The organism is Burkholderia sp. Bp8991, from assembly GCF_003853795.1.
Lineage (GTDB): Bacteria > Pseudomonadota > Gammaproteobacteria > Burkholderiales > Burkholderiaceae > Burkholderia.
Window position 1 is genome coordinate 1 of sequence record NZ_QTQJ01000100.1, and the last position, 243, is coordinate 243.

Annotated in this window: 1 pseudogene; it reads left to right on the forward strand. The window is 59.3% G+C overall.

The features are described from left to right. A pseudogene (locus DIE02_RS35850) lies at window positions 1–243 on the forward strand (hypothetical protein); the annotation flags it as partial.

A 243-nucleotide genomic window follows, 5' to 3' on the forward strand; every position in this document is an offset into this window, starting at 1 on the left:
GTCGCAACGCGCGACGAAAGACGGCAGCGGCCGGCGTGGACGACAAACCTACGCCGCGCGCACGAAGACATTCGGCAAATTCCTCTCGATCATCGGTGCTCGAAAAGCATACGAACAGCCTGCCGACAAAATCGATGAGGACATGGAAAACGAGCGGGTCTCGCCGACCAGCAATCGGTCTTATGCGGCGCAAGAGGATCGCGCGAGGCACGGATTGAATGAATCGACGTATGGCCGCGTCAC